The following is a 20,635-nucleotide window of genomic DNA, read 5'->3' on the forward strand; positions in this document are numbered from 1 at the left end:
GTCCGCATCGTTTCAAGGAGGTGCGTAGCATGCGCAAGGCTGGTGATATTGAGAAATTAAATGTTCAAATAGAACCCAGTTGAATCTCGGATATGAACCATGTTGGACCTGGAACTCCTGAAAACCCTGGTGTGCGTCGTTGAAGAGGGCAGCTTCACCCGCGGCGCCGAGCGCGTGCACCGCACGCAGTCCACCGTCAGCCAGCAGATCCTCAAGCTCGAAGAGCGGGTTGGCCACCCTCTGCTGCAGCGCGACCGCAGCGGCAAGCAGGCCCTGCCCACGCAGCAGGGCGAGTTGCTGGCCCAGTACGCACGGCGCCTGCTGGCCATGGCCCAGGAGGCGGAAGACGCGCTGGCCACCACCGGTAGCCAGCCCGCATTGCGCCTGGGCGTGCCGGAGGATTTCGACGCGCGCCGCATGGCCGCCATCCTGGCGGGCTTCAGCGCCGAACACCCCGCGCTGCGCCTGGACACTGTGAGCGGCATGAGCACCGACCTGCAGCGCAGGCTGGGCGCCGGGGAGATCGATCTGGCGCTGATGAAGCGCGAGCCCGGCAGTGGCGACTGCATTGCCGCCTGGCCCGAATCCCTGGTGTGGGCCGCAGGTGCCGGGTGGGCGCTGGATGCAGGCCCCGTGCCCCTGGTGCTGTTCCCCGCAGGCTGCATCTACCGGCTGCGCGCCGTGAGAACGCTGGACAAGGCCGGCCGCCCATGGCGCCAGGCTTTCGGCAGCCAGAGCCTCACGGGTATCCAGGCCGCCGTGGCCGCAGGCCTGGGCATCAGCGTGCTGCCCCGCACCGCCCTGCTCAAGGAGCACCGCGTCCTGGGCCGCGCGGCAGGCTTCGAGGCCCTGCCACCCAGCGAACTGGCCCTGGTGGCCGGCGGGCAGCCCCTGGGCCGTCCCCTGCAGCACCTGGCGGACTACCTGGTGGCGCAACTGGGGCCGCGGCGCAGGGCGGCGCGCCAGGCGACCTGACGCAGCACGAAACTTCCCCCATGCATGCCAAATAACTGTATATTTATACAGTTATGACGCGCTATTCCGTCGACACCTCCGACGTCCCCCCGCCACCCGAAGAGATTCGCATTCCCCTGGCGGCCATCCGCGGCCGGGGCGCGGCCACGGCGCTGGCGCACCGCTTCGTGCGCGACACGCGCGAGGTGGTGGACGATGGCTGGGAGGCGTATGTGGAAGAGGGCGACGAACAACCCGCGCCACTCACCACCCAGGTGCATCTGGAGACGGCGAAGAGCGCCATCTGCGCCAACGACTCGCCCGACATCTTCTTCGAGCTCTCGGTCAACCCCTACCGGGGCTGCGAGCATGGCTGCGTCTACTGCTACGCACGGCCCACGCACAGCTACCTCAATATGTCGCCGGGGCTCGACTTCGAAACCCAGATCATCGCCAAGCAGAACATCGCCGAGTTGCTGCGCGATGAGCTGGGCCGGGCCAGCCATGTGCCGCGCCTCATCAACATCGGCTCGGCCACCGACTGCTACCAGCCCGTGGAGCGCGAGCTGAAACTCACGCGCGGCCTGATCGAGGTGATGCGCGACATGCGCCACCCGTTCTCGCTGATCACCAAGTCCGCCGGGGTGGAGCGCGACCTCGACCTGCTCGCCCCGCTGGCCGCGCAGCGCCTGACGGCCGTGTACGTCACCATCACCACGCTCGACGCCGCCCTGGCGCGCCGCATGGAGCCGCGCGCCGCCGCGCCCCACCGCCGCCTGCGCACCATCCGCACACTGGCCGAGGCGGGCATCCCCGTGGGCGTGAGCGTGGCGCCGCAGATCCCCTTCATCACCGAAGACATGGAGCAGGTGCTGCAGGCCGCACACGAGGCCGGGGCCACCAGCGCCTTCTACACCGTGCTGCGCCTGCCGTGGGAGCTGGACCCCCTGTTCCGCGAGTGGCTGGAGCTGCACTACCCGCAGCGCGCGGCGCGGGTGATGGCGCGGGTGCAGGACCTGCATGCGCTGGACCCGGCCCAGCGCGCTGCGGGCAAGGTGTACGCCAGTGACTTCGCCACGCGCATGAAGGGCACGGGCTTGTGGGCCGATATGTTGCGACAGCGCTTTGCGGCCACTTGCCGCAAGTTGGGGCTTAACCGGGCGCGGACGGAGTTGGATTTGACGCAGTACCGGGCCGGGTTTGCGAAGAATCAGGGGTGTCTGTTTTGAGCATTTTGTTTTGTTGGTGAAGGGTTTTTGTTGGTGGTTGCTGCATGCCTTGATGAAGGGCGGAGGCCGGGGTGTGCGCCCGGCGGCGCAGTAACTTTCTCTTGGCCGCCAAGAGAAAGTCACCAAAGAGAAGGCGGCCCCCAGTCTGCGTCCCCCATTCGCCCTGTCGGGCGAATGGGGGCAGCCTGCGATGCTCGGGCCTGGGGTGGTGCCGATGAACTCGCTGCGTTCTTCGAACTCCGCTCAGACAGCATCGGCAAGCTAGAGCACGAAGTGCGTGTGTCCTTCGGCACACGCACCCACCCCAGCCCCTGCGCTTCTCGGCGCAGCCAGCAGGGGTGGGGAGCGGGGTCCGAACGGCTGCTGCTGCGCAGCCGCGCCGGGTGTCGGTTCGCGCTGCGCGCTGCCGACGGTTGGGGCGCGATCGCTCCGGCGAGCCGAGCGCAGCGAAGGACCACAGGCCGAGCGAAGCAATGGCCCGAGTGGAGCCCGCGCCCACCCCCTTCTGACCGTGCCGAGAAGCGCAGGGCCTGGGGTGAGCGCGTGCCGAAGGACACGCGCATCGTGAACTGACTCACCGCGGTTGTCCGAGCGGAGTTCGCCCGCAGGGGGAACGCAGCGAGTTCCGCGGTGCACCCCAGGACCGAGCATCGCAGGCTGCCCCCTCGCCACCGGCGAGGGGGACACGGGCAGCGGGGTCGTCTTTTCTTGGCCTACCTTCTTTTGACGAAGCAAAAGAAGGTAGGTGCGCCGCCGGGCGCACACCCCGGCTCCCGCCCTCTGCAAAGGCATGCAGTCACTACCAAAGCAAAGCCGTTGAATCGATCGGCACGTGGTTTACCCATATCTTGGACCACAGCAACCCCGGTCCAGCTCTTGCTTGCAGCTTCCCTTTTCAGAACCCTGCACCCTCCATGAACATCACCATCCTCCCCCAGACCGCCACCCTCCAAGGTCTGGAGAGCCAGGGCCCCGCCGCCCGCCCCCTGACCCAACCCCCCGCCCAGTTCAGCGGCATAGACGTAGACCTCGTGGGCGCCGGCGGCAATGCCACCGGCATCTGGGAATCCACCCCCGGCCGCTTCGCACGCCACCTGCCCAATGCCGAAGTCATGCACATCCTGGCCGGCTCCTGCACCTTCACCCCCACCGATGGCTCGCCGCAGGATTTCCGCGCGGGCGACACCGTGTTCTTCCCTGCCCACACCACGGGCGAGTGGCAGGTGCACGAAACGCTGCGCAAGGTCTATGTGCTGATGGCAGTGCCACAAGTTGCTGCCTGACGAGGCACCTGCAAACGGGCGCGCCAGCGTGTTGTCCCGGGGTGAGGGCTGTCAGGATTTGCGTGTGGGGGCCACCACCGCCAGGGGCGGTGTGGCGCCACCAGGCCCATCGGCCCGCGCCTGCGCGGCCCCCGCATCGCGGCAGGGCGTGAACATGTCCTGCTCGGGCTGGTAGGCACCGGTCTGCACGTCCATCAGGCCCAGCACCGAGTGGAAATAATGGTCGTGCGTGATGCGCCGCGTGGCCAGGTCCTTCTGCAGGCAACCCGTGCTGGCACCGATGCGCGACTGCATGGCGGGCGACAGCCAGGTGACCCACGGCACGTGCTTTTGCACATCGGGCGCAATCGAATAGGGCAGGCCATGCAGGTAGATGTTGTTCTCGCCCAGCGATTCGCCATGGTCGGCTACATACACCATCGCCGTCTGTGCGGAGCTGTTCTGGGTGGACAGCCATTGCAACACGCCATCGAGAAACCGGTCCGTCTCCACCACGCTGTTGTCATAAGCATTCACCACCTGCTGGCGGTCACACTCCTGCAGCGAGGTCGAGGCGCATTCGGGCAAGAACTTCTTGGCATCGGGCGCAGAGCGTTTGTAGTACGCCGGCCCATGGCTGCCCAGCTGGTGCATCACCACCACCGTGCCGCGCTGGCGCTGCTCGGCCGGCAGGGCGGCGATGCGTGCGTCCAGGTCTTTCAGCATGATGCGGTCCAGGCACTCGCCCTTGTGGGTGCACAGCTCGGGGTCTTTCAGGTTGGCGGTGTTGGTGTCGCCCAGGCGGTCGCACACGCCCTTGCAGCCCGACTGGTTGTCCAGCCACAGCACGGCCAGGCCGGCATGGTGCAACACGTCGATCAGGCTCTCGAAGTTGGCGGATCGCCCCTCGTACCCGCTCTTGCCCAGGTGCGAGAACATGCACGGCACCGATGCCGCCGTGCTGGTGCCGCACGACCAGGCATTGCCCGCACTCACCAGCTCCTTGCTGCGCGCCGACAACAGGGGCGTGGTGTCGCGTGCATAGCCGTTGATGCCGAAATTGCCGCTGCGCCCGGTCTCGCCCAGCACCAGCACCAGCAGCGGCGGCTTGGCCTGACCGGCGTAGCTGGCGCCCAGGTGGGCATCGCGGCCCACAGGCACCAGCGTGCGGTTGTCGATGCGAAACGGCTTGGCCGCCACGTTGCCCAACGCGTACACACTGTTGAGCGGATTGATCAAATAGCGCAGCTTGGTGTGGTTGCGCATGGTGGACGAAAAATCCTGAAACACCATCAGCAGGCTGGCCACGATGACCACGATGGAGCCCGCCAGCAGCAAGCCGTTGTGCGCCACCTGCTTGATCGGCGACAGGCGCCGCACCGGCGTGCGCACCAACCACAGCAGCGGCGGTGCAGCCAGCGCAGCCACGGTAACCAGCATGCGCAGGCTGAGCAAGTCGCCCGCCTCGTGCACATCGGTCTGCAGCACGTTGGTGAGCATGCTCGCATCGATGGCAATGCCAAAGGCCAGCATGAAATAGGCACCAAAGGCCGCCATCACCAGCAGCAGTGCGGCAGCGGGCTTGAGCGTCCAGCGCCAGGCCAGCAGGGCCAGCAGCCCGGCGTTGCCGGCCGTGACGATGGCGCCAAAGGCCAGCGCAAAGCCCCAGCCGCGCAGGCTGCCGTGGCCGGGCAGCGTGGCCACCTCGCGCCACAGCGGCACGTTGCACACGGTGGCCAGCCACAGGCTGATCAGCAGCACCACCCAGGCCGGGTGCAGTTCCTCCCGCGGCGGTGCCGTGGGGTCGGGGCTGGTGGCATGCGGGGTGGAAGAAGAGGGCGGAAGGGGCCGCAGCAGCGGCAGGGTCTGGTGCATGGCGGGAGTCTCCCGCCCCAGGCTTAAGTGGCCATTAATGCCGGCTTAGCGCCAGATGAGCAGCGCTGGCCCGCCCAGGTCCTGATCCCGCCAGCGTCCGTGCCGGCGCCCGTCACTGGCCGGGCAGCCTGCCCAACTGCCCCGCATGGTGCGCCAGGTGGTCCGCCATGAAGCTCTGGATGAAGTAGTACCCGTGGTCATACCCCTCGTGCCGGCGCAGCGTCAGCGGCTGGCCAATGGCTTTGCACGCCGCCTCGAACAGCTCCGGGTGCAACTGCGTGGGCAAGAACTTGTCGGCCAGCCCCTGGTCGATCAGGATGCCCGCCGGGTAGGGCGCAATAGGGTGGTTCTGCATCAGCACCGTGGCATCGTGCTCGCCCCAGGCCGTGCGGTCCGCACCCAGGTAGCCGGTGAAGGCCTTCTCGCCCCAGGGGCACTGCGTGGGCGCGCAGATCGGCGCAAACGCCGACACGCTCTTGAACCGCCCCGGGTGGCGCAGCGCCAGCGTCAGCGCACCATGCCCGCCCATCGAGTGGCCGAAGATGCCCAGCCGCTCACCGTCCACAGGCAACTGCGCCAGCACCTGCGGCAGCAGCTCCTTCACCAGGTAGCTTTCCATGCGCCAGTGGCGCGCCCAGGGTTCCGCTGTGGCGTCGAGGTAAAAGCCCGCTCCCACGCCAAAGTCCCAGCCCTCGGCCTCGCCCGGCACATTGGCGCCACGCGGGCTGGTGTCGGGCGCAATCAGCGCCAGCCCCAGTTCGGACGCCAGGCGCTGGGCCCCGGCCTTGACCATGAAGGTCTCTTCGGTGCAGGTCAGCCCCGCCAGGAACAGCAGGGCCGGCACGGGCCCTTGTTGTGCCTGCGGCGGCAGGTAGACTGAGAACTTCATCGGCAGGCCGATCTCGGCGGAGGCATGCTGATAAAAGCGCTGCACGCCGCCAAAGCAGGCGTGCTCGCTGAGCAGTTCGAAAGGTGTGGATGTGTTCGACATGGTTCAGTTCGCAAGGCTTTCGTGATCGTGGCGTATGCCGTGTCCGACGGATTTGGATTCAGCCGGATAACTAGGCGGGGAGCCGCAGACAGTGCGTTTGCACGGCAAGGCTCCCCAACGACGTTAGCCGGTTGAAGGCAAATTCGTTCAGGCGGCGTATTTGACGACCGAGCGGATGGACTTGCCTTCGTGCATCAGATCAAACGCTTCGTTGATGTCCTTCAGCCCCATGGTGTGCGTCACAAACGGCTCCAGCTGGATCTTGCCGGCCATGGCGTCTTCCACCATGCCGGGCAGCTCGCTGCGGCCCTTCACGCCGCCAAAGGCCGTGCCCATCCATTTGCGGCCCGTGACCAGCTGGAAGGGGCGGGTCGAAATCTCCTGCCCCGCGCCCGCCACGCCGATGATGACCGACTGGCCCCAGCCGCGGTGCGCGCATTCCAGCGCCGCACGCATCACGTTCACGTTGCCGATGCACTCGAAGCTGTGGTCCACGCCCCAGGTCGTCATCTCCACGATCACCTGCTGAATCGGCTTGTCATGGTCCTTGGGGTTCACGCAGTCGGTCGCGCCAAAGGTGCGGGCCAGGTCGAACTTGCTGGGGTTGGTATCGATCGCGATGATGCGCCCTGCCTTGGCCAGCTTGGCGCCCTGGATCACCGCCAGGCCAATGCCGCCCAGGCCAAACACTGCCACCGTGTCACCCTCCTGCACCTTGGCTGTGTTCTTCACCGCGCCCAGGCCCGTGGTCACGCCGCAGCCCAGCAGGCACACCTGCTCGGGGTTGGCCTGGGGGTTGATCTTGGCCAGCGACACCTCGGCCACCACCGTGTACTCGCTGAAGGTCGAGCAGCCCATGTAGTGGTAGATCGGCTGGCCGTTGTAGCTGAAACGCGTCGTGCCATCGGGCATCACGCCCTTGCCCTGCGTGGCGCGCACCGCCACGCACAGGTTGGTCTTGCCGCTCTTGCAGAACAGGCACTCGCCGCACTCTGCGGTGTACAGCGGAATCACATGGTCGCCCGGCTTCACGCTGGTCACGCCTTCGCCCACCTCCACCACAATGCCCGCTCCCTCATGGCCCAGCACCACGGGGAACAGGCCCTCGGGGTCGTCACCGCTCAGGGTGAAGGCATCCGTGTGGCACACGCCCGTGTCGGTGATGCGGATCAGCACCTCGCCCTTTTTCGGCGGCGCCACGTCGATCTCGACGATCTGCAGGGGTTCTCCGGCCTTGAAGGCCACGGCGGCTTTGGATTTGATGGTCATGGTGTTGGGGGAATGGGTTGGCAAAGGGGAGGGGGCCAGGGGTTCTGCGACCGCCTAGCGTGCGTTGACTTCGTGACTGTAGGCCATCTGCAGGGCTATCCAAAACCCATGGCCGCAGACCTTGGGGGTATGGCCGAATTCAACGGTACACAGCCTTGGCGGACATCGGCCCCCGTATAGTCCATCGCACTTTCCCTGCATTTGCGCGCCCCATGGACCACCCACAACACCACCACCCCGCCGGCCAGCCCCACCGCATCGACCTCGTCGTCTACCCCGGCTTCAAGGCGCTGGAGGCCGTGGGCCCCATGTCCGTGTTCGACTACGCAAACGTCCACCTGCGCCAGCACGGCCGGCCCGATGGCTATGCCGTGCGCGTGGTGGCGGCCCAGGCCGGGGCCGTGCAGTCCGACACCCTGATGGCCCTCACGGCCACCCACACCCTTGCGGAGCTGGAGCAACGACAAGGACATGAGGGCGGCACAGGCTGCACCGTGGTGCTCGTCGGCTCGCGCAACATCGAGCAGGTGCTGGCCGCCTCGCCCGACCTGGTCGCCTGGGCCGCCCGCGTGGCCCCGCGCGTGGACCGCATGATCGCCCTGTGCTCGGGCAGCTTCTTCCTCGCCGCCGCCGGCCTGCTCGACGGCCGCCGCGCCGCCACCCACTGGAGCGTGGCCGCCCTGCTGCGCCAGCGCTACCCCGCCATCGACGTGGACCCCGACGCCATCTACGTGCGCGACGGCCCGCTGTGGACATCGGCAGGCGTCACCGCCGGCATCGACCTCGCCCTGGCCCTGGTGGAAGAAGATTTTGGCCACGCCCTCGCACTGGAGGTGGCGCGCGACCTGGTCATGTACCTCAAGCGCCCCGGCGGCCAGTCCCAGTTCAGCGTGCAACTGGCCAGCCAGGGCACCGCCCACCGCGACATCCAGGCCGTGCAGACCTGGGTGCTCGACCACCTGGCCGAACCCATGCCCCTGGCCGCGCTGGCCGCCCGCGCGGCCATGAGCGAGCGGCACTTTCGGCGGGTGTTTGTGCAGGAGACGGGGCGGACGCCTTCGGCGTTTGTGGATGCAGCGCGGTTGGAAGGGGCGCGGCGGTTGCTGGAGTCAACCTCCCAGCCGCAAGCGGCACTGCCGCTGAAGACCGTGGCCGCGCGGGTGGGTATGGGGTCGGAGCAGGCGCTGCGGCAGCTGTTTGTGCGGCATCTGGGGATTACGCCGCAGGCTTATCGGGAGAGGTTTGGGGGGCCGGGGAGGCGGTGAGATATGAGATTTGCTCTCAGCGTTCCTTGCGTAAAAAAGCGCGCTTTAAAGTACTGTACTTATTGACTTGCTGGCGTTAGACCACGACGGTTGACTAAAAGCGCGACGTCCTTGGTATGAGAGTCGCGGTTCAAACCCTTCAAAACCTTTTGCTGCGTTTCGGGCGTCCAGAAAATACGCAAACGTTCACGTGCCCTTGTTACGGCGGTGTAGAATATACTGTGCGTAATATCGTCTTCGTTAGCATCTGTAATAACTATTTTTACCGACTCGTATTCAAGGCCTTGAGCCTTGTGGATAGAAACGGCATATGCGACTTGAAATGGAACGGTCGTGTTCAGAGAGTCGTCATCCTCATCGCTGGCATCATTTCCGTAGACGATGAAGCGCACTGTTGATTCCCCTATCCATTCAATTTCATCACCTTCAACATCAAATTCGCTAAGGGGTCGATCAAGTTTGATGTCAAACTGAATGTGCTCTGAATCATGTTTGATTCCGACGATCCAGCCTTTCAGGTTGTTGTAAATTACAGAGCGAAATCGCTCCGTCTCGTTGAAGAGTACTGGATCACCGACCTTGTAGGTCGAGACACGCCAAGTGGTTGCGGCACCATGGTTGCTGCTTTGTAAAAATCTGTTGATATTGTTGATGCCGTAGAGACCATCATAATTTAGGCATAAGATTATTTCATCCTGGCCCTGGGGCTCAAAAAGCGACTTGTTAAGTACTGTTGAGTATCCATTTTTTGCCATGATTTCGGCAATGTCATCCTCAATGGAGCGGACTTTCCCCCAAAAGTTCAGTAAGGATTTGTTTCTTGTTCTGAAGGGTGTTTTTAACTCAAATACTGAACTTTTTGGAATGAATGAGCGAATAATTTCAAACCAATTGCCAAATTGAATGGATTCAATTTGATAAACATCACCTACAAGAATGAGCAATTTGTAGGAGGTGGTGTCTAGTACTCTAATTAAATCTGAGTTGCTCACTGTGCTGCACTCGTCGATAACGAGAAGGTCATAGTCTTGTTTAGTCGTTTTTTTGCTAAGCTGACTGCTTATCGTTTTAAAGTCTGAGTTTTGTGCTGTAACTTTTCTTTTGAGATTATCTATGGCGGGGTTCGTGTGTGCAAGGAAAAGCTTTTGTTTATCTTTAAAATAGTGAGCTATATGATCAACCATTGTAGATTTTCCCGTACCGGCCGCCCCGTAAATCACGGCCACACGCGACTGGCTGAATAATTTTTTTAGTGCATCTTCCTTGGCGGGATCATCGATGCCACGCGGTGCTTCCGTTAGCCAACGTTCCACGGCTGGAGTGTAGCCGTCGATGAGAGAAGATGCACTTGTCTGAAGCTTTTGGATGATAGATACAGTCTCGTTCTCATGTCCGCAAATGAAGACATGTCCCTTATCATGGACAAGGCGACGTTCTGTATGCTTGTAATAGAGATTTCTATTGTGCAAAGATACCAAGTCATCAATATTTCCAAGCTCAGCTAAATCAGAAGCGGGTGTATAAAGTACTCCATGCCGATCCACATTGTTCTTCACATGCCGGGCAAGCAGTTCATGCTTTCGTTCGCTGATATTTAAACTCTCAACCAAATCCCAGTATCGTGGGTTGTGTCCAATAAGGGATGTGCAAAAAGGCATCGTGTCGAACGGAATGCAGCCATACTGAAATCTCATTCCGGATAAATGATTGCAATTTTCCCGGGAATACTGTTGTTTGAGGACTTGATTGCGCATTCGCAAAATCAAGTATCGAAGAATATTGCTACCTGGCGAGGCTTGTTTTGCAATTCTTCGTACTTCATCAAGCACAGGGAGAATTTGCATCTTGGCAGCGCCTCCAGAGATTGCTGCCCTTAGTGCTGAATATCTTGCATCAGGCATTTCGCAAATATCTACTAGACTTTCTGATTCGTTTGTCAGCCAACGCATCAGGCTCTGATATTCCGCGGAATTAGTTCGAATTGACGTTTTGATGCCGAGTAAACGGGAGAAATTGTCAAGCTCGCAAGGGCGGATTGAGACTTCCCATTCCGTGATGATGCTAATTGGCATCGACTGGTTGAGTACGTCGATCGATTCTCGCTGAATTGTCAGCATGGCTGCATATTTATCGGTTATATCGATATGAGTAAATGCAATAATCCGATCAAATTTGCTGACTTTGTTGACTGCGCGATAGAAGGTGATTTCGTAGTAAATTTTACCTTGGGTGAAAAAAGGGCGTGTTTTATGTATGTAGTATCGGTCTCGGATGACTATATCAGGTCTTGATGAATAGGTGGAATCAATTTTTGCTGATATTTTTTCGTGATATTCACTTAAAGACGGATCGAGATCTATCGGAAATGATTCGAGATTTTGTAGAATTGGAATTCTGCAACTTTCTTGAATCAAGCTGCGGGTGCGGAGTAAGTATTCATAGTACTTGAGCATTAATCGCTCAGAAGCATCTCCATCTAGCGTGTAGTGGGACGCACTTTTTTGGATTAGTTTGTGGAATTTTCCTAAGAAATTAGACTTAGCTCGAGATTTGACAAAGGCCAATCCTAATTCTACGGCATCATAGTGGAAATCGAGATCAGAGGAGCCTGTATGAAGGCGGACGACTACTCCCTCCACCAAGTTTCTAATTTGGGAGAGGATGTTTTGAGAGAGAAGACCCCTTTGATCGAATAGAAGTTTTATGTTTTGACAAATAACTTCATTGGCGCTATGGATCTGATTTCCAATTGTCGTCATTGCTTTTATTCCTCTTTTTGTCTAACTATGGATGCGAAGAATGCTCTCGTGTGGCTTGCTCTTTGAGGCTTCCGTGTCTATTTATAGATAAAGTTTCTCTATATTCAATAGCGTCAGGCGTATCCTGGAACTGTAGAATGTCCCCTGCAAGAGCTGATAACCCGACTTTGGCTTGCGCTGGAGAGATGTGAAAGAATTCGCGCCGCATATTCACACCATTGACCCGTGCACTAGCGAACTGCTGATGCATCGTCGTTTCAATGGTCACCGCATCCTTGGAGAAGAACAGGGCGTGGACATCGAAGTTGAATGGCATCGACGCATCGCTCAATTCTCGGATTCGGTCCATCGGATCAAGACGCCGAGTCATGCCAATCTTCACCATCTTCTCGCCGAACGAGCCAATGTTGGAGATGACATAGACATACCCGGCCCGGATGTTCGCCGCTCGGTAGTCGACATCTTCAATCGCGCGCTGCACATCCGCCATCTGTGCTCGCATGCGTTCTGCGGCCTCTTCGTCACCCTTCCGGATCAATGCCTCAAGAGCATTGGCGTAGTGCTGCCTCTCTTTTTCCAGACGAACGCGTTCGCGCTCCATCTCTTGCTGGGCCTTACGCTCTTCCTTGAGCCGCTCGCGTTCTTCGCGCTCGGCTTGCTTCTCTTCATACTGCTTGTGAAGGAAGTCGGCCGTCAGTTCCAGCTCTTGGACTCGTAGCCTGAAAAATGGATCAGAGATACGGATCGTCATCGTCTTGCCCAGGCGGGCGATGGTTTCCGAAACCTTCGCCAAGCGGTCTTTCGCCGCATCGAGCTTATGAGGCTTCATGGTGCGAACGAGGTTGTCCGCCTCGGCGTTGAAGGCCCGCAGCATCAGCTTTGCGGTTTCCTTCACCATCTTCCTGCCCTGCGCCACCGAGCCATCAACTGCCCAGTTGGTCGTTGCCAGCACAGCTTCGCCGTCGCTCTTCAGCATCTCTTTGATCTTGGACTCGACGCGGCCAAGCTCGGCTTGGTAGGCCACCGCGTTGGAGAGCGGGTGGGCATATCGGTAGACGCCGACCTCTTGGAGCAGGGCCGTTTCCTCGGTGACGACGATATCGGCTTTTATGGCCTCCAGGCGTTGCATCGCTGCAGCTATCTGGGCTGCCATGTCTGCCTCGACAGCCGCCTTTTTTGCGAGAAGCAAATTGATTTCGCGTTCGATCTCTTTCTTGTGCTGCTCCACTTGGACCACAGACAGCAAGCCAAGCCGGTCAACGACTTCTTGCTTTTGCTTGTGCTCCTTCGACTCGCTCGCTAACGCTGCATTTGCGTGTGCTAGGTCTGCTAGAGCTCGATCACGGCTAATCTCGAGCAACTCTATCTCTCGCAACAACTCGCGTGCGTACCGCCGCGCGCCAAAGAATGGAATCGCCTGTTCTTTCGGCATTGCTCCCCCTCTGATCTGATTCTTAGCCGCGCTAGCGCGGTTTCATATGATCTTCAGCGTGCGCGATCTTGTATCTTTTTGCAACTTTTAAACAGCCAGATGAGGAGTGTGGCCGGTTCTTGGCCACGCCAACTTGGATCTACTTGCGACTGCATTGCTCATATGGACCCAGCAATGAAAAAAGCCCGCCGAAGCGGGCTTTCCTATCTGTGCCGGAAGACCGAAGCCTTCCAAGCGCAAGCGCCAAACGCTCAGCGCTTGTCCAGCGGCGGCACATCCCGGCGCACGGAGCCCGTGAACAGCTGGCGTGGTCGGCCGATCTTGTACTCGGGGTCGCCGATCATTTCGTTCAGCTGGGCGATCCAGCCGACGGTACGGGCCAGGCTGAAGATGCCGGTGAACAGGTTCACGGGGATGCCGATGGCGCGCTGCACGATGCCGGAGTAGAAGTCCACGTTCGGGTAGAGCTTGCGCTGCACGAAGTAGTCGTCTTCCAGGGCGATCTTTTCCAGTTCCTTGGCCAGCTTGAACAGGGGGTCGTTTTCCAGGCCCAGTTCAGCCAGCACTTCGTTGCAGGTTTCCTGCATGAGCTTGGCGCGGGGGTCGTAGTTCTTGTACACGCGGTGGCCAAAGCCCATGAGCTTGACGCCGGAGTTCTTGTCCTTGACCTGCTTGATGAACTCGCCGATCTTTTCCACGCCGCCCTGGGCCTGGATGTCGTACAGCATGTTCAGCGCTGCTTCGTTGGCGCCGCCGTGGGCAGGGCCCCAGAGGCAGGCCACGCCGGCGGCGATGGCTGCAAACGGGTTGGTGCCCGACGAGCCGCACAGGCGCACGGTGGAGGTCGATGCGTTCTGCTCGTGGTCTGCGTGCAGGATGAAGATGCGGTCCAGCGCGCGTTCCAGCACGGGGTTGACCTTGTACTCTTCGCAGGGCGTGCCAAACATCATGCGCAGGAAGTTGCCTGCGTAGCTCAGGTTGTTCTGCGGGTACATGTAGGGCTGGCCCACGCCGTACTTGTACGCCATGGCCACCAGGGTGGGCATCTTGGCGATCAGGCGGATGGCAGCGATCTCGCGGTGCTGCGGGTTGTTGATGTCCGTGCTGTCATGGTAGAAGGCCGACAGGGCGCCCACCAGGCCGGTCAGCACCGCCATGGGGTGCGCGTCACGGCGAAAGCCACGAAGGAAGAACTGCATCTGCTCGTTGACCATGGTGTGGTTGGTCACGCGGCTGGTGAAGTCGGTCTTTTGCGCTTCGTTGGGCAGGTCACCGTACAGCAGCAGGTGGCAGGTTTCCAGGAAGTCGCAGTTCTGGGCCAACTGCTCAATGGGGTAGCCGCGGTACAGCAGTTCGCCCTTGTCGCCATCGATGTAGGTGATGGCCGACTGGGTTGCTGCCGTCGACAGGAAGCCCGGGTCATAGGTGAACATGCCCGTTTGCGCGTACAGCTTGCGGATGTCGATGACATCCGGGCCAATGCTGCCCTGGTAGACCGGCAGGTCCACGCTGGGGCTGCCGTTACTGAACGACAGGGTGGCTTTGTTGTCAGCTAGCTTCATTGTTACTTTCCTTGGGTAGGTGGTTTGCCGGAATTCCGGTGGTAGGGGGCCCTGTCTCCAGGTCAGGCCCGGGGCCGCGCTGCGCCACCACTGAGCCGCAGCATGCCGAGTACTTCACGCACTTCTTCTGTATCGAGGGGACCTTCGGGCTCGCGGCGGGCGAGCACCAGGTCCAAAAGGTCGTTGTCCGCCAGGTCCATCAGCGTGGTCATGCCCTGGGCCTGGCGCCAGTTGATGCTCGCCCCGTGCAGCGCGAAGAAGTTCTCGATGTAGAGATCGTTCTCCAGCAGGCCGCGGCGCGAGCGCCAGTGCAGCTTGGCGCGCTCGCGGTCGTCCAGCAGGTCAGTGGGCTCCGGCAGGACGGGGGTCGAGGTGTCTTCGGACATGGTGTCGAGGGTGCTCTGTACAGGGTCAGACAGTGCGGCGCACCATCAGTTCCTTGATCTTGCCGATGGCCATCGTGGGGTTCAGGCCCTTGGGGCACACGTCCACGCAGTTCATGATGGTGTGGCAGCGGAACAGGCGGTACGGGTCTTCCAGGTTGTCCAGGCGCTCAGCCGTGGCTTCGTCGCGGCTGTCGGCGATGAAGCGGTAGGCCTGCAGCAGGCCGGCGGGGCCCACGAACTTGTCGGGGTTCCACCAGAAGCTGGGGCAGCTCGTGGAGCAGCTGGCGCACAGAATGCACTCGTACAGGCCGTTGAGCTCTTCGCGCTCTTCGGGGCTCTGCAGGCGTTCCTTCTCGGGGGCCAGGTCCTCGGTGATGAGGTAGGGCTTGATCGAGTTGTACTGCTTGAAGAACTGCGTCATGTCCACGATCAGGTCGCGGATCACTGGCAGGCCGGGCAGGGGCTTGAGAACGATGGTGCCCTTGAGGGTGTTCATGTTCGTCAGGCAGGCCAGGCCGTTCTTGCCGTTGATGTTCATGGCGTCCGAGCCGCACACGCCTTCGCGGCACGAACGGCGGAACGACAGCGACGGGTCCTGCTCCTTGAGCTTGACCAGGGCGTCCAGCAGCATGCGCTCGTGGCCGTCGAGTTCGATCTCGATGGTCTGCATGTAGGGCTTGGCGTCCTTGTCCGGGTCGTAGCGGTAGATTTGAAAGGTGCGCTTCATGTTGTTCTTTCGTGAGGCTGCTGGATCATCAGAACGTACGGACCTTGGGAGGCACGCTGTCCACCGTCAGGGGCTTGAGGTTCACAGGCTTGTAGGTCAGGCTGTTGTTCGCGCTGTGCCACAGGGTGTGCTTCATCCACTCCTTGTCGTTGCGGCCCAGCGGGAACTCGGCGTGGTCGGCAGGGTGCTCGTAGTCGTACACCGTGTGCGCGCCACGGCATTCGCGGCGGGCCGCGGCCGAGGTCATCGTGGCCTGGGCCACTTCGATCAGGTTGTCGACTTCCAGCGCTTCCATGCGCGCGGTGTTCCAGACCTTGGACTTGTCCTTCAGGGTCACGCCGCCCACACGTTCGCGGATGGCGTTGATCTTGACCGTGCCTTCGTCCATGCTGACCTGCGTGCGGAACACGCCGGCGTGCTGCTGCATGCTGGCGCGGATGTCGTTGGCGACGTCCTGCGCGTAGATGCCTTCGGTGGAGTCCTGCAGCTGGTTCAGGCGCGCCAGGGTGCGTTCTGCACCGTCAGCGGGCACGGCCAGGTTGTCGCCAAAGCCCTTCACGTAGCTCACGATGTGCTTGCCGGCCGACTTGCCGAAGACCAGCAGGTCGAGCAGCGAGTTGGTGCCCAGGCGGTTGGCGCCGTGCACCGACACGCACGAGCATTCGCCCACGGCGTAGAGGCCGTTGACCACGTTGTTCTGCTGGCCGTCGTGCACCACGACCTGGCCATTGATGTTGGTGGGGATGCCACCCATCTGGTAGTGGATGGTGGGCACCACAGGGATCGGTTCCTTGGTGATGTCCACGTTGGCGAAGTTGTGGCCGATTTCTTCCACCGATGGCAGGCGCTTGCGGATGGTGTCCGCGCCCAGGTGGTCCAGCTTCATCAGGATGTAGTCCTTGTTCGGACCACAGCCACGGCCTTCCTTGATTTCCTGGTCCATCGAGCGCGACACGAAGTCACGCGGCGCCAGGTCCTTCAGGGTGGGCGCATAGCGCTCCATGAAGCGCTCGCCATTGCTGTTGAGCAAAATGGCGCCTTCGCCGCGGCAGCCTTCGGTCAGCAGCACGCCCGCGCCGGCCACGCCGGTGGGGTGGAACTGCCAGAACTCCATGTCCTGCAGCGGGATGCCGGCACGTGCCGCCATGCCCAGGCCGTCGCCGGTGTTGATGAAGGCGTTGGTCGATGCCGCGAAGATGCGGCCCGCGCCACCAGTGGCCAGCAGCACGGCCTTGGCGTGCAGCTCATACAGGTCGCCGGTTTCCAGCTCCAGCGCAGTCACGCCGACGACGTCGCCCTGGGTGTTGCGGATCAGGTCCAGCGCCATCCACTCCACGAAGAAGTTGGTCTTGGACTTCACGTTCTGCTGGTACAGCGTGTGCAGCATGGCGTGGCCGGTGCGGTCGGCCGCTGCGCAGGCGCGCTGCACGGGCTTTTCACCGTAGTTGGCGGTGTGGCCGCCGAAGGGGCGCTGGTAGATGGTGCCGTCGGGATTGCGGTCGAACGGCATGCCGAAGTGTTCGAGCTCGATCACCACGTTGGGTGCTTCGCGGCACATGAACTCGATGGCGTCCTGGTCGCCAAGCCAGTCAGAGCCCTTGATGGTGTCGTAGAAGTGGTAGTGCCAGTTGTCTTCGCTCATGTTGCCCAGCGAGGCGGACACGCCGCCCTGCGCTGCAACCGTGTGCGAGCGGGTGGGGAATACCTTGGACAGGCAGGCCACGTTCAGGCCGGCGCGGGACAGTTCCAGCGAGGCGCGCATGCCGGAGCCGCCGGCACCGACGATGACGACGTCGAACTTGCGCTTGGTGATGTTAGCTTTGGAGTAGCTCATTTGTTGTTTGCCTTCAGTCGCGGGGGATCGGTATCAGAGACGCCACAGAACCTGGATGCCCCAGCCGGCGCAGCCGACGAGCCAGACGATGGTGAAAACCTGCAGTGCCAGGCGCAGAACCACGGGCTTGACGTAGTCCATCAGGACTTCGCGCACCCCGACCCAGACGTGCCAGGCCAACGCAATGATCACGGTGAAGGTCAGCACCTTCATCCACTGGGCCGAGAAGATGCCGGCCCACTTGTCGTAGCCCATGGGGCCCTTGTTGAAGATCACCTGGGCCAGCAGGGCCACGGTGAACAGCGCCATCAGGATGGCGGTGACGCGCTGGCTCAGCCAGTCGCGCAGGCCGTAGTGGGCACCGACGACGATGCGCTTGGAACCGTAATTGACGGACATGGGTACTTTCCTCTTGTGCGGCGGTGTTTGCTGCGGAATGGCAGCGGTCACCGCTTTTTTTATGGGGTGGTTATCGATCGATCAGTACAGGCCGAACAGCTTGGCGCCCAGCACCACGGCCAGCGTGATGCTGACCACGAAGACCACGATGGACGAGGTCTTGCCGAACTGCTTGTTCACGGCGCTGTGGCTCACGTCCATCCACAGGTGGCGCAGGCCGGCGGTGAAGTGGTGCAGGTACGACCAGATCAGCGCGAGGGCCACCAGCTTGATGAACCAGCCGGGCACGAAGCCGATGCCGATGCTGAAGGCCGCGGTGAACTTGGCGAACGAGATTTCGGACGACACCGAGGTGTCGAACATCCAGATGATGAAAGGCAGCAACAGGAACATGATCAGCCCGCTGCCGCGGTGCAGGATCGACACCCACGCTGCAGGGGTCATGCGGTAGGTGGTCAGGTCCTTGAAGGCATTGATGTTGCGGAATTCAGGCCGTTTTTTGGCGAGTTCGGTCATGTTTTGTGCTTTCGTGGATGTAACTGCTTTGTAATTTGGACATGCAAAGAACGCAAAATTCTATTGCAACGCAACACACACGGTTTCAAGTCGCCCCTAATGCCGACATTTCCGCTCGGTTGCCAGGGTAGTGTCAGCTCAGTTCATTACGGTAGTGGTGGGTGTCCGTGAGGTACAGGCCGCGCCGTAACTCCATGGGAACGTCGTTGTAGGTGTACGCAATGCGCTCCACGCTGAGCAGCGGCGTGCCCGGTGCCACCATCAGCACCGCAGCCTGTTCGGCATCAGGCAGCACGGCGCGTATTTTCTCCTCGGCGCGCACCATGCGCACGCCGAAGTCGATTTCGAACATGGCGTAAGTAGGGCCTTCGTAGCTGGCCAACTGGTCGGCCGTCAGCCCTTTGAAAGCCTGGCCCGGCAGCCAGATGTCTTCGAGGATGGTGGGCACCCCCGCAAACGACAGCACGCGCCGCGCCTGCATCACCGGGTCGGCGCTGCGCAGGGCCAGGGCCCGCGCCACGTCGGCGCTGGCGCGCACGCGCTTGCAGTCGATCACCTGGCGCTGGGCGCGGCCCTCCACGCGGGCGTCGCCGGTGTCGGGCATGAGCTTCAAAAAGCGGTACTGCACATGCTGCTCGGCATGCGTGGCCACAAAGGTGCCCTTGCCCTGCCGGCGCATCACCAGGTTTTCTGCCGCCAGCTCGTCGATGGCCTTGCGCACCGTGCCCTGGCTCACGCGAAAGCGCGCGGCCAGGTCCATTTCGCTGGGGATGGCTTCGCCGGGCTTCCACTCGCCTTGTTGCAGGCTTTGCAGGATGAGCCCCTTGATCTGCTGGTACAGCGGGCTGAACGCCGGCGTGGCAGAGCCCGCGCCAGTCGTTGGCTGCGCAGGGGTGTCGGCGTTGAGCGGTAGCGAGGACATGGCAGTCGAAAAATGGGGCTGTGTCTGGGGGCGTGTGGTGCGCTGCGAGCGGGCAGGCGCACACCTTCCCCAGGTTGCTTTTTCAGGGTCCTGATCATATCTTATATAAGACATAAGACAAATTGACCGGGGTATTGAATCGGCAGTACACTCCAAGGCTGTTTTGCGGGGCACGGGCTGCTGGTAACAGGCGCTGGTGCTTGCGTTGCACACACCCCCTGATTTCCTCACTTCCCTGGAGTTCTCACCATGAGCAAGAAGCCCGTTCGCGTAGCCGTCACCGGCGCCGCTGGTCAAATCGGTTACGCACTGCTGTTCCGTATCGCCTCCGGCGAAATGCTGGGCAAGGACCAGCCGGTCATTCTGCAACTGCTCGAAGTCCCTGTCGAAGGCCCCCAGAAGGCGCTCAAGGGCGTGATGATGGAGTTGGACGATTGCGCGTTCCCCCTGCTGGTCGGCATGGAAGCCCACAGCGACCCGATGACCGCCTTCAAGGACGCCGACTACGCCCTGCTGGTCGGTTCGCGCCCACGTGGCCCGGGCATGGAACGCGCCGAGCTGCTGGCCGTCAACGGCGCCATCTTCACGGCACAGGGCAAGGCCCTGAACGCCGTGGCCTCGCGCAACGTGAAGGTGCTGGTCGTCGGCAACCCTGCCAACACCAACGCCTACATCGCCATGAAGTCGGCACCTGACCTGCCACGCAAGAACTTCACCGCCATGCTGCGCCTGGACCACAACCGCGCTGCCAGCCAGATCGCTGCCAAGACCGGCAAGGCCGTGGCCGACATCGAAAAGCTGACCGTCTGGGGCAACCACTCGCCCACGATGTACGCCGACTACCGTTTTGCCACCATCAACGGCGAAAGCGTCGCCAAGATGATCAACGACCAGGAATGGAACGCCAACACCTTCCTGCCCACCGTGGGCAAGCGCGGCGCGGCCATCATCGAAGCACGCGGCCTGTCGTCGGCTGCCTCGGCTGCCAACGCCGCCATCGACCACATGCGCGACTGGGCCCTGGGCACCAACGGCAAGTGGGTCACCATGGGCATCCCGTCGGACGGCCAGTACGGCATCCCCAAGGACACCATGTTCGGCTTCCCCGTCACCTGCGAAAACGGCGAGTACAAGCTGGTTGAAGGCCTGGAGATCGACGCCTTCTCGCAAGAGCGCATCGACAAGACCCTGGCCGAGCTGCAAGGCGAGCAAGACGGCGTCAAGCACCTGCTGTAATCATCCATAGGCAGGCT

17 protein-coding genes are annotated in these 20,635 nt (G+C 61.6%); 5 read left to right on the top strand and 12 right to left on the bottom strand.

The genetic code is table 11. The features are described 5' to 3' along the window. Positions 1-99: 99 nt before the first annotated feature. The 3 genes from ACSQ3Y_RS10220 (at position 100) to ACSQ3Y_RS10230 (ending at position 3,466) form a co-directional block, all read left to right on the top strand. Entirely contained in the window at positions 100-975 is an 876-nt protein-coding gene (locus ACSQ3Y_RS10220; protein ID WP_436177191.1) for a LysR substrate-binding domain-containing protein, read from the top strand. A 53-nt stretch (positions 976-1,028) separates the two neighbouring features. After that, positions 1,029-2,183: a PA0069 family radical SAM protein gene (locus ACSQ3Y_RS10225; protein ID WP_436177192.1), complete on the top strand. Its 1,155-nt coding sequence runs from the start codon at positions 1,029-1,031 to the stop codon at positions 2,181-2,183. A 914-nt stretch (positions 2,184-3,097) separates the two neighbouring features. After that, complete coding sequence (locus tag ACSQ3Y_RS10230) at positions 3,098-3,466, top strand: cupin domain-containing protein (protein WP_436177193.1); 369 nt, start codon at positions 3,098-3,100, stop codon at positions 3,464-3,466. Between the two features lie 51 nt (positions 3,467-3,517). Here ACSQ3Y_RS10230 and ACSQ3Y_RS10235 read toward each other — a convergent pair whose 3' ends face one another. From ACSQ3Y_RS10235 to ACSQ3Y_RS10245, 3 genes are all read right to left on the bottom strand, one after another. Beyond that, complete coding sequence (locus ACSQ3Y_RS10235) at positions 3,518-5,320, bottom strand: phosphoethanolamine transferase (RefSeq protein ID WP_436177194.1); 1,803 nt, start codon at positions 5,318-5,320, stop codon at positions 3,518-3,520. Between the two features lie 112 nt (positions 5,321-5,432). Beyond that, positions 5,433-6,311, bottom strand: a complete 879-nt coding sequence (gene fghA / locus ACSQ3Y_RS10240) for an S-formylglutathione hydrolase (protein WP_436177195.1) — start codon at positions 6,309-6,311, stop codon at positions 5,433-5,435. Positions 6,312-6,458: 147 nt separating this feature from the next. Then, positions 6,459-7,574 (bottom strand): S-(hydroxymethyl)glutathione dehydrogenase/class III alcohol dehydrogenase, encoded by a 1,116-nt coding sequence (locus ACSQ3Y_RS10245; RefSeq protein ID WP_436180105.1) that lies wholly within the window; start codon positions 7,572-7,574, stop codon positions 6,459-6,461. 218 nt (positions 7,575-7,792) lie between these two features. Between ACSQ3Y_RS10245 and ACSQ3Y_RS10250 the strand changes: the two genes are divergently transcribed. Further along, positions 7,793-8,845 carry a GlxA family transcriptional regulator gene (locus ACSQ3Y_RS10250; protein ID WP_436177196.1) on the top strand — a complete coding sequence of 351 codons (1,053 nt, stop codon included), beginning with the start codon at positions 7,793-7,795 and terminating at the stop codon, positions 8,843-8,845. A gap of 59 nt (positions 8,846-8,904) precedes the next feature. Here the strand turns inward: ACSQ3Y_RS10250 and ACSQ3Y_RS10255 are convergent, their stop codons facing one another. The 9 genes from ACSQ3Y_RS10255 to ACSQ3Y_RS10295 all read right to left on the bottom strand — a co-directional run bounded on the left by ACSQ3Y_RS10255 (position 8,905) and on the right by ACSQ3Y_RS10295 (position 19,382). Then, positions 8,905-11,604 carry an ATP-dependent DNA helicase gene (locus ACSQ3Y_RS10255; RefSeq protein WP_436177197.1) on the bottom strand — a complete coding sequence of 900 codons (2,700 nt, stop codon included), beginning with the start codon at positions 11,602-11,604 and terminating at the stop codon, positions 8,905-8,907. 25 nt (positions 11,605-11,629) lie between these two features. Beyond that, positions 11,630-13,036: a DUF4041 domain-containing protein gene (locus ACSQ3Y_RS10260; protein ID WP_436177198.1), complete on the bottom strand. Its 1,407-nt coding sequence runs from the start codon at positions 13,034-13,036 to the stop codon at positions 11,630-11,632. Between the two features lie 251 nt (positions 13,037-13,287). Further along, complete coding sequence (locus tag ACSQ3Y_RS10265; RefSeq protein ID WP_409960238.1) at positions 13,288-14,598, bottom strand: citrate synthase; 1,311 nt, start codon at positions 14,596-14,598, stop codon at positions 13,288-13,290. 62 nt (positions 14,599-14,660) lie between these two features. Then, entirely contained in the window at positions 14,661-14,984 is a 324-nt protein-coding gene (locus ACSQ3Y_RS10270) for a succinate dehydrogenase assembly factor 2 (protein ID WP_057199741.1), read from the bottom strand. A 25-nt stretch (positions 14,985-15,009) separates the two neighbouring features. Next, positions 15,010-15,711 carry a succinate dehydrogenase iron-sulfur subunit gene (locus ACSQ3Y_RS10275; RefSeq protein ID WP_057199742.1) on the bottom strand — a complete coding sequence of 234 codons (702 nt, stop codon included), beginning with the start codon at positions 15,709-15,711 and terminating at the stop codon, positions 15,010-15,012. A 28-nt stretch (positions 15,712-15,739) separates the two neighbouring features. Continuing rightward, positions 15,740-17,545: a succinate dehydrogenase flavoprotein subunit gene (gene sdhA, locus ACSQ3Y_RS10280; protein ID WP_436177199.1), complete on the bottom strand. Its 1,806-nt coding sequence runs from the start codon at positions 17,543-17,545 to the stop codon at positions 15,740-15,742. A 33-nt stretch (positions 17,546-17,578) separates the two neighbouring features. Next, positions 17,579-17,944 (bottom strand): succinate dehydrogenase, hydrophobic membrane anchor protein, encoded by a 366-nt coding sequence (gene sdhD, locus ACSQ3Y_RS10285; protein WP_057265881.1) that lies wholly within the window; start codon positions 17,942-17,944, stop codon positions 17,579-17,581. Between the two features lie 81 nt (positions 17,945-18,025). Further along, the gene (gene sdhC / locus ACSQ3Y_RS10290; protein ID WP_057199745.1) at positions 18,026-18,460 is read right to left on the bottom strand and encodes a succinate dehydrogenase, cytochrome b556 subunit; all 435 of its coding nucleotides are present in this window, start codon (positions 18,458-18,460) and stop codon (positions 18,026-18,028) included. A 133-nt stretch (positions 18,461-18,593) separates the two neighbouring features. After that, positions 18,594-19,382, bottom strand: a complete 789-nt coding sequence (locus tag ACSQ3Y_RS10295; protein WP_057199746.1) for a GntR family transcriptional regulator — start codon at positions 19,380-19,382, stop codon at positions 18,594-18,596. A gap of 249 nt (positions 19,383-19,631) precedes the next feature. Here ACSQ3Y_RS10295 and ACSQ3Y_RS10300 point away from each other — a divergent pair, with 249 nt between their 5' ends. After that, on the top strand, positions 19,632-20,618 hold the full coding sequence (locus ACSQ3Y_RS10300; RefSeq protein WP_007848463.1) for a malate dehydrogenase: 987 nt from the start codon (positions 19,632-19,634) through the stop codon (positions 20,616-20,618). Positions 20,619-20,635: the final 17 nt, after the last annotated feature.

This window comes from Acidovorax sp. LjRoot66 (assembly GCF_964253305.1).
Lineage (GTDB): Bacteria > Pseudomonadota > Gammaproteobacteria > Burkholderiales > Burkholderiaceae_C > Acidovorax.